Origin of the sequence: Glycomyces endophyticus, from assembly GCF_039531525.1 — a bacterium.
GTDB classification, from domain to species: Bacteria; Actinomycetota; Actinomycetes; order Mycobacteriales; family Micromonosporaceae; genus Glycomyces; species Glycomyces endophyticus.
In genome coordinates this window covers 33,191-40,942 of the sequence record NZ_BAAAQF010000020.1, presented here as the reverse complement: position 1 = coordinate 40,942, position 7,752 = coordinate 33,191, and the positions used below count along the sequence as shown (strand labels likewise).

The window sequence follows — 7,752 nt, the reverse complement described above, 5'->3', positions numbered from 1 at the left end:
CGGGCCGGCGGGCGGCGGTCGCGGCGCGGGGGGCGCCGGCGGCCGGGCGGGCGTGGTGTCGAGTCATCAGAACCCCAGGTAGGCGTGGCGGAGGGCGGGGTCGGCGGCGAGTTCGGCCGCGGGGCGGTCGGCGACGACCGCGCCGAGCGAGAGCACGACGCCGCGGCTCGCCACCGACAGCGCGCCGGTGACGTTCTGCTCGGCGAGGAGCACGGTGAGGCCGGTGCGGGCGGCGGTCTCGCGGAGCACCCCGAGGAGCTGCGCGGTGGCCTTGGGCGCCAGGCCGAGCGAGGGCTCGTCGAGGAGGAGGACGGCGGGGCGGGCGAGGAGGGCGCGGGCGAGCGCGAGCATCTGCCGCTCGCCGCCCGAGAGGGTGTGCCCGGCGGCGCCGCGCCGCCGGTCCAGCGGCTCGAACAGCGCGTACATCTCCGCGACGGCGGCCTTGCGGGCCTTGGGCCGGTGGCGCCAGAGGCCGCCGAGGCGCAGGTTCTCGTCCACGGTCAGCTCGGCGACCACGCTGCGCCCCTCGGGCACCAGCGAGAGACCGGCGCGCACGCGGTCCTCGGCCGTCAGGCCCGCGAGGTCGCGGCCGCCGAGCAGGATCCGGCCGGAGCGCGCCGGTTCGAGCCCGGCGAGGGCCCGCAGCACGGTGGTCTTCCCGGCGCCGTTGGCGCCCAGCAGGGCGACGACCGCGCCCGCGGCGACGTCGAGGCTGAGCCCGTCGACGACCGGCGCGCCGTCGCCGTACCCGACCGTGAGGTCCTCGAATACGAAGGCGCTCATGCGGTCCCGCTCTCGTCGGCGGCGGCGGCGGTCGGCGCGCCGACCGCCTCCAGGCCGAGGTAGGCGGCCTCGACGGCGGGGTCGCCCTGCACCGCTTCGGGGGTGCCGGTGGCGATGACCTCGCCGAAGTCGAGGACGACGATGCGGTCGGCGACCTCCATGACGAAGTCGACGTGGTGCTCGACGAGGAGCACGGCGCGGCCGCCGTCCGCGACGGCGCGCACGGTGTCGGCGAGGGCGTCGATGTCGGCGGAGCCGAGGCCGCCGGCGGGCTCGTCGAGGAGGAGCAGCCGCGGGTCGGTGGCGAGGGCGCGGGCGAGGGCGACGCGCTTGCGCTCGGGGTAGGGCAGGGTCCCGGCGGGCCGGGCGGCGAGGTGCTCGAGCCCGAGGTCCGCGAGGGCCTTGCGCGCCTTCCCGATCGCGTCGGTCTCGCGCAGGCTGGTGAGCGGGACGAGGACGTTCTCCAGGACGGTGAGGTGCTCGAACAGGCCGAGCCCCTGCAGGGTGCGGGCGACGCCGGCCTTGAGGAGGCCGGTGGGCCGGGCGGACGCGGGGCGGCCGGCGATGCGGACGGTGCCCTTGCGGGGCTTGACGAGTCCGCAGACGGCGTTGAAGACCGTGGTCTTGCCGGCGCCGTTGGGGCCGATGAGGGCGACGGTCTCGCCGTCGGCCACGTCGAAGGAGACGCCGCTGAGGGCGGTGAGGCCGCCGAAGGCGACCTCGAGTCCGCGCACGGACAGTCGGGGCGGGGGAGGGGTGTTCATCGTCGTACTCGCACCTCTTCGTGTCGGAGTAGTGTCACCATACCCTAGATACCGACCGGACGGTATGTAGTGAGGACGGTGAATCCATTTCGATATGTTGCGGGTGTGGGCGCCGCTCGGACCGGGGCCGCCCGAGTCCGGCTCAGGTGTGCGGGATGCCGGTCGTCATGCCGCCGTCGACCACGAGCTCGGCGCCGGTGAGGTACGCGGAGGCGTCCCCGGCGAGGAAGACCACGGCCCCGGCGAGGTCGCCGGGCGCGCCGGGGCGCCCGAGCGGGATCTGGAGCCGGGCGGGGTCGATGCGGGTGGTCATGTCCGTCAGGATGATGCCGGGGTGGATCGAGTTGACGCGGATCCCGTCGGGGCCCAGCTCGACGGCGAGGGACTTGGTGAGCCCCCGCACGCCGAACTTCGAGGCGGTGTAGCCGTGCAGCCGTTCGGAGCCGCGCAAACCCTCCACTGAGGACACGTTGACGATCGAGCCGCGTCCGGCGGCCTTCATGGCCGGCACCACGGCGCGGCAGCCGAGGAACGTCCCGGTGAGGTTCACGGCGATGACCGCGTTCCACTTCGCGAGGGTGAAGTGCTCGATGGGGGCGGCGTTCGCGATGCCCGCGTTGTTGACGAGCACGTCGACCGCGCCGAAGGACGCGAGCGTCTCGGCGACGACCCGGTCCCAGGCGGCCTCGTCGGTGACGTCGAGCTCGCAGAACCGCGCGCCCTCCAGCTCGTCCGCGAGCGCCTTCCCCTGGTCGGCGAGGACGTCGGCGACGACCACGCGGGCGCCCTCGGCGTGCAGGGCGCGCACGTAGGTCTCGCCGATGCCGCGCGCGCCGCCGGTGACGATCGCGGCGCGCCCGGCGAGGCCGCTCACTCCCCCACCGCCACGACCAGGCGTCCGGTGGTGGTCCCGTCGGCGAGCCGCTGGACCGCCTGCGCCGCTTCGGCGAACGGCACGGTCGCGGCGACGACCGGGCGGATCGCGCCCTCGTCGGCGAGGCGGGTGACCGCGGCGTGGGCCTCGGTCACGAGGTCGGGGCGGCGGCGCTGGTACAGGGCCCAGTGGAGGCCGAGGACGCTGTAGTTCTTGACCAGGGCGTGGTCGGGGCGCACGGGCGGGATCTCGCCGGAGGCGAAGCCGACCACCACGATGCGGCCCTCGAAGTTGACCGCCTTGGTCGAGCCGGCGAAGGCCTTGCCGCCCACCGGGTCGAAGACGACGTCCGCGCCGCCGTCGGCCTTGACGGCGCCGATCCAGTCGTCGCCGCGCAGCAGGACCCGCGCGGCCCCGGCGGCCTCGGCCACCGGCGCCTTCGCCTCGGAGCCGACGACGCCGACCACGGTCGCGCCCGCGGCGGCCCCGAGCTGGCACGCGGCCGTGCCGACACCGCCCGCGGCGGCGTGCACGAGCAGCGTCTCTCCATGTTGGAGGGACGCGCGGCGGTGGAGCCCGAACCACGCGGTCTGGTAGGCGATGAGGAGCGCCGCGGCGGCCGCGTCGTCCATCGAGTCCGGGGCGTCGTGCACCGACCAGGCGGGCACGACCGCGTACTCGGCCATGACCCCGATCGAGGTGGCGACCACCCGGCGGCCGACGGCCGTCGAGTCGACGCCCTCGCCGACCGCGGCGACCTCGCCGCACAGCTCGATGCCGGGCGTGAACGGCAGCGGCGGCCGCTCCTGGTACTGGCCGCGGGCCAGCAGCACGTCGGGGAAGTTCACGGCCACGGCGCGGGTGCGCACCAGGACCTCGCCGGGGCCGGGCGCGGGGACGGGGACCTCCGCGACCGACATGACGTCGGCGGGCTCGCCGTAGGTGTCGACGCGCCACGCGCGCATGGTGTCAGCCATCGGCCCTCCGCAGGCTCCGCAGGAACAGCTCGGTGATCTGGGCGGCCAGTTCGGCCTCGTTCTCGGGCCCCTCGTGGGAGTACCAGTGGGGCAGGTAGTGGATGTCGGAGAAGAAGTGCGCGATGAGCACCGAGACCGGCACGTCGTCGCGGAACAGCTTCTCCTCCTGGCCGCGCGCGATGAGCTCGGCGAACTTGTCGTGGTACTCGCGCCGGCGGCGCTTGACCTCCGCCTGCCGCTCGGGGGTGAGCATGTGCTGGCTGCGGAAGAACACGGTGCCTTCGGGCAGGAAGTCGATCGAGGTGACGACCACGTCCTCGCACACCGCCCGCAGGACGGCCTCGGTGTCGCCGCCCGCGGCGGTGATCTCGTCGAGGCGGCGCTTCTGGAGCGAGAGCATCCGCTCGTAGATCGCGAACAGCAGGTCGTCCTTGGACGTGAAGTAGTGGTACATCGCGCCCTTGGTCACCCCGGCGGCCTGCACGATCTGCTGGACGCTGGTGTTGGCGTACCCCTGCTCGGCGAAGAGGGCGAGGGCGGCGCGCAGCACCTCGTCGGCGACGTTCTTGGTCTTCATGGCTCCCATCCTTCACCAGGACCGGCGGGCACTGGCGCCGCCGTCCACGAGGATCGTCTGCCCGGTGACCCAGGCGGCGTCCTCCGAGAGCAGGAACGCGGCCGGCCCGGCCACGTCGTCGGGCACCCCGAGGCGCGCGAGCGGGTACGCGGCGGCGGCCTGCTCCTCGCGGCCCTCGTAGAGCGCCTTCGAGAAGCGGGACTTGACGACCGCGGGCGCGAGGGCGTTGACGCGGGCCGCGGGGGCCAGCTCCTCGGCGAGCTGCTCGGTCAGGTTGATCAAGGCGGCCTTGGAGACCCCGTAGAACGCGATGCCGGGGCTGGAGGCGGTGCCCGCGATCGAGGCCATGTTGACGACCGACCGCAGCCGGCCCGCCTGCACCGCCTCACGGGTCCACCCCAGCGCGGCGATCACGTTGACCTCCAGGATCTTCCGGGCCGCGTCGAGGTCGATCTCGGCGAGCGGCCCGTAGGCGGGGTTGATCCCGGCGTTGTTGACGAGGTGGTCGAGGCCGCCGAAGCGCTCGACCGCGTGCGCGACGGCCGCGGCCTGGTGGCCGGGGTCGTCGGCCTTCCCGGCGACGCCCGCGGCGCGCTCCTCGCCGAGCTCGGCGACGGCCGCCTTCAGGGCGTCCTCGTCTCGACCGGTGACGACCACCGACGCGCCCTCGCTGACGAGGCGGTGGGCGACGGCGAGGCCGATGCCCCTGCTCGCCCCGGTGATCAGGGCGACGCTGCCCTCGAACCTCTGCATTCGCGACTCCAAACCGTCTGGTCGGTATGTAACGGAGACTACCATGGCGCGCGCAACCCGTAAACGCTCTCGACCGTGCTTTCCAGGGCGCCCGAGATACCATCAAAATCGAACACTTTCGAACAGAACCGAAAATGAGGAGCCGAGATGACCGCAGGGATCGACACCCCGGACCGGCGCGGCCGCACCGGACTCGACCGGCAGGGACGCGACCTCGACGGCAACCCCGACGTGCGCGTCGTCGACGTCGAGCTGCTCTCCAGCGACTGGTACGTCCTGCGCAAGACCACGTACGACCGCCGCCGCCCCGACGGGACCTGGACCCGCGAGCAGCGCGAGACCTACGACCGCGGCGACGGCGCGGCCGTGCTCCTCTACGACGCCGACCGCGGCACCGTCGTCCTCACCCGGCAGTTCCGCCTGCCCGCGTACGTGAACGAGCACCCCGACGGAATGCTCCTCGAAGTCCCGGCGGGCCTCCTCGACGACGACGCGCCCGAGGAGGCCGTCCGGCGCGAGACCGCCGAGGAGACCGGCCTCGACATCGGCGAGCCGCACCTGGTCTTCGCCCCGTACATGAGCCCCGGCTCGGTCACCGAGCGCCTGCACTGCTTCGCCGCCCCCTACGACGGGTCCGCGCCGCTCGCCGACCGCGCGGGCGTCGCCGAAGAGGGCGAGGACATCGCCGTCGTCGAACTCCCCTTCACCGAGGCCCTCGCCATGGTCCGCACCGGCCGCATCGCCGACGCCAAGACCGTGATGCTCCTCCAGTGGGCGGCGCTTGAAGGGCCGTTCGCCCCTGACGAGTCGGCCCGGTGACGCGGGCGGCTCCGCACCGTCGCCCGAGTCCTCCACGCCGCCACCAGTTCCTGACGACCGCACGGCCTAGCGGTTCGCGGCGATCCAGGCGGCGGGGTCGGTGCTGACGCGGTCGACGACGGCGAGGGCGGCGCCGATCGCGGCGGCGTCGGGGCCGATCGTCGCGGGCCGCACGGCGACCGGGGCCCAGTCGGCGAACAGGACCCGCTGCGCGAGCTCGGCCCGCACGCCCGCGGAGAGCCACGAGTCCATGAGCGCGAAGCTGCCGCCGAGGAACACGGTGTCGATCCCGAGCAGGTTGCACACGTTCGCGAGCGCCACGCCGAGCGCGCTCGCCGCGGTGTCGAGGGCCGCCAGGGTCTCGGGCCGGCCCGCGTCGGCGCGGCCGAGGATCACCGACTCCGGGCTCGTGCCGGGCGGCACGGCCTCACCGCCGAGCAGCGCGGGCAGGCTCGCGTAGGTCTGGAGGCAGCCGCGCGAGCCGCACCGGCACGGCTTCCCCTCCGGGTCGACGGTGACGTGCCCGAGCTCGCCGCCCCACCCGCGGGCGCCGCGCATGAGCCGGCCGTCCATGACGATGCCGGCGCCGATGTCGAGTCCGCCGGAGACGTAGATGAAATGCGATGCGGCGCCGTCGAAGTGCGAGGGCGACCGGTCGCCGGCGGCGTGGAGCTCGCCGCGGGCGGCGAGGTTCGCCTCGCTGTCGACGGCGGTCGCGAGGCCGAGCCCGGACAGGGCCGCGTCGAGGAGTTCGACGGCGTCGACGTCCCGCCAGCCGAGCGCGGGCGCGGTGCGCACGATCCCGCCGTCGACCGGCCCGGGGACGGCGAGCGTCGCGGTGACGACGGTGAGGTCCTCGGCGGCCGTCGCGGCGACGGCCTCGGCCGCCATGCGGCCCAGGCGGTCGAGGACCGCGGGCGCGTCGGTGTCGGTGAGCGGCGCGAACGCGAGGTGCCGGACCCGCCCGGCGAGGTCCACCACGCAGGCGGCGAGCCCGTCGGAGCGGATGTCGAGCCCGAGGCCGGCGGGCCCGGTGCGCGAGAGCGTCAGGCCCACCCGGGGCCGCCCGGCCCGCCCGTCGGGGGTCGCGCCCGTCTCGCTGACGAGCCGCCCCGCGAGCAGCTCCTCGACGATGCGGGTGATCGTGGGCCGGGTCAGGCCCGTCGCGGCGGCGAGCTCGGTGCGCGAGACCGGCTCGGACGCGGCGAGGACCTCGCGGAAGACGAGGCCGAGGTTGAGTTCGCGCAGGCGCTCCTGGCGCGCGGGGTCGCCGGTCACCGCTGGGACCGGGCCGCCGCGGCCAGTTCGCCGGCCGCGCGCTCGCTGAGGGTTCCGTCTGCCACGACTGCGAGGATATGCCGCTCGATGGCGCCGCCCGGCTCCAGCACCAGTGGACGGTCCCAGGTGAGCGAGGAGCCGACGCCGAGGTAGTCGCGGGAGCGCACGAACCAGCGGTCGGCGGCGGTCGTCGCGTCGGCGGGCGCGAACACCACCGTCCACTCCCCCTCGCCCGCACCGGAGACGGCCACCCATTCGGCGGTGGTGCCGTTGACGGCGCGCTCGCCGCCGCCCGCGGGGCTGAGCACCCGCACCCGCTCGGCGCGCGAGGGCCCGCGCCAGAAGAACCCGCCGTACCCGGCGCCGACGCGCCCGAGGGCGGCGGGGCTGCGGATCTGGAGCGGGCCGTCGGTGGCGTTCTGGAGCCGCGTCTGGACCGTGAGGGTCCAGGCCTCGGCGGAGAGCGGGTCGCACGCGATCGAGCGGCGCTCGCGCAGGAGCGCCGCGCCGTCCCGGTCGACCCAGTTGAGGGTGTGCGCGAGTTCGGACTCGGTGTGCCGCAGCCACCGGCGGTGCCGCTGCGCGCCGTGGTCGTCGAGCCAGGCGGGGCCGTGCCCGGCGACGAACGTGCGGCCGCCCCAGAAGTTGCGGCCGCCGATGTCGGGGGCGGCGATGCTGATGCCGAGCTGGTGGGTGTGCGAGTGGGGGCGCGCGTCGGTGACGACGGTGCCGGCGAGGGTGCGCACGGGGTGGAGGAACGGCCGGGGCGCGGTGGAGGCGGGCAGTCGCGAGCGCCAGACGTAGCTGGCGACCTCGCGGCCGTCGACCTGCAGCAGCAGCGCCTCGGGCCGCTCGGCGACCGTGGTCGTGCCGGAGTGCTCCATGGGGCCTCCCGTCGGATCGGCCGGTCCCGGCGCCGCGTGCACG

9 protein-coding genes are annotated in these 7,752 nt (G+C 75.0%); 1 reads left to right on the top strand and 8 read right to left on the bottom strand.

Annotated features, from left to right (window positions below; genetic code table 11):
- Positions 1–66: 66 nt before the first annotated feature.
- The 6 genes from ABD419_RS20360 to ABD419_RS20335 form a co-directional block, all read right to left on the bottom strand.
- A complete protein-coding gene (locus ABD419_RS20360; RefSeq protein WP_344490331.1) occupies positions 67–783 on the bottom strand; it encodes an ABC transporter ATP-binding protein in 717 nt (238 codons plus the stop codon).
- Complete coding sequence (locus tag ABD419_RS20355) at positions 780–1,547, bottom strand: ABC transporter ATP-binding protein (protein WP_344490329.1); 768 nt, start codon at positions 1,545–1,547, stop codon at positions 780–782. Before ABD419_RS20355 ends, ABD419_RS20360 begins: the two co-directional genes overlap by 4 nt.
- A gap of 142 nt (positions 1,548–1,689) precedes the next feature.
- A complete protein-coding gene (locus tag ABD419_RS20350) occupies positions 1,690–2,421 on the bottom strand; it encodes a glucose 1-dehydrogenase (RefSeq protein ID WP_344490327.1) in 732 nt (243 codons plus the stop codon).
- Positions 2,418–3,386, bottom strand: a complete 969-nt coding sequence (locus tag ABD419_RS20345; RefSeq protein WP_344490342.1) for an NADPH:quinone oxidoreductase family protein — start codon at positions 3,384–3,386, stop codon at positions 2,418–2,420. The genes ABD419_RS20350 and ABD419_RS20345 overlap by 4 nt, the downstream gene beginning before the upstream one ends.
- 4 nt (positions 3,387–3,390) lie before the next feature.
- The gene (locus ABD419_RS20340) at positions 3,391–3,975 is read right to left on the bottom strand and encodes a TetR/AcrR family transcriptional regulator (RefSeq protein ID WP_344490324.1); all 585 of its coding nucleotides are present in this window, start codon (positions 3,973–3,975) and stop codon (positions 3,391–3,393) included.
- A 12-nt stretch (positions 3,976–3,987) separates the two neighbouring features.
- The gene (locus ABD419_RS20335; RefSeq protein ID WP_344490321.1) at positions 3,988–4,728 is read right to left on the bottom strand and encodes an SDR family oxidoreductase; all 741 of its coding nucleotides are present in this window, start codon (positions 4,726–4,728) and stop codon (positions 3,988–3,990) included.
- A gap of 147 nt (positions 4,729–4,875) precedes the next feature.
- On the opposite strand from ABD419_RS20335, the gene ABD419_RS20330 reads away from it, so the two are divergent.
- Complete coding sequence (locus ABD419_RS20330) at positions 4,876–5,547, top strand: NUDIX domain-containing protein (protein WP_344490318.1); 672 nt, start codon at positions 4,876–4,878, stop codon at positions 5,545–5,547.
- A 66-nt stretch (positions 5,548–5,613) separates the two neighbouring features.
- Here ABD419_RS20330 and ABD419_RS20325 read toward each other — a convergent pair whose 3' ends face one another.
- Together ABD419_RS20325 and ABD419_RS20320 are read right to left on the bottom strand one after the other, a co-directional pair.
- The gene (locus ABD419_RS20325) at positions 5,614–6,825 is read right to left on the bottom strand and encodes an ROK family transcriptional regulator (protein WP_344490315.1); all 1,212 of its coding nucleotides are present in this window, start codon (positions 6,823–6,825) and stop codon (positions 5,614–5,616) included.
- On the bottom strand, positions 6,822–7,709 hold the full coding sequence (locus ABD419_RS20320) for a DUF6807 domain-containing protein (protein WP_344490312.1): 888 nt from the start codon (positions 7,707–7,709) through the stop codon (positions 6,822–6,824). The genes ABD419_RS20325 and ABD419_RS20320 overlap by 4 nt, the downstream gene beginning before the upstream one ends.
- Positions 7,710–7,752 lie beyond the last annotated feature (43 nt).

Excerpts from the sequence above, each read along its gene's own strand:
- ABD419_RS20330 (WP_344490318.1), top strand. The coding sequence starts at position 4,876 with ATGACCGCAGGGATCGACACCCCGGACCGGCGCGGCCGCACCGGACTC.
- ABD419_RS20345 (WP_344490342.1), bottom strand. The coding sequence starts at position 3,386 with ATGCGCGCGTGGCGCGTCGACACCTACGGCGAGCCCGCCGACGTCATG.
- ABD419_RS20335 (WP_344490321.1), bottom strand. The coding sequence starts at position 4,728 with ATGCAGAGGTTCGAGGGCAGCGTCGCCCTGATCACCGGGGCGAGCAGG.
- ABD419_RS20355 (WP_344490329.1), bottom strand. The coding sequence starts at position 1,547 with ATGAACACCCCTCCCCCGCCCCGACTGTCCGTGCGCGGACTCGAGGTC.
- ABD419_RS20360 (WP_344490331.1), bottom strand. The coding sequence starts at position 783 with ATGAGCGCCTTCGTATTCGAGGACCTCACGGTCGGGTACGGCGACGGC.
- ABD419_RS20320 (WP_344490312.1), bottom strand. The coding sequence starts at position 7,709 with ATGGAGCACTCCGGCACGACCACGGTCGCCGAGCGGCCCGAGGCGCTG.
- ABD419_RS20340 (WP_344490324.1), bottom strand. The coding sequence starts at position 3,975 with ATGAAGACCAAGAACGTCGCCGACGAGGTGCTGCGCGCCGCCCTCGCC.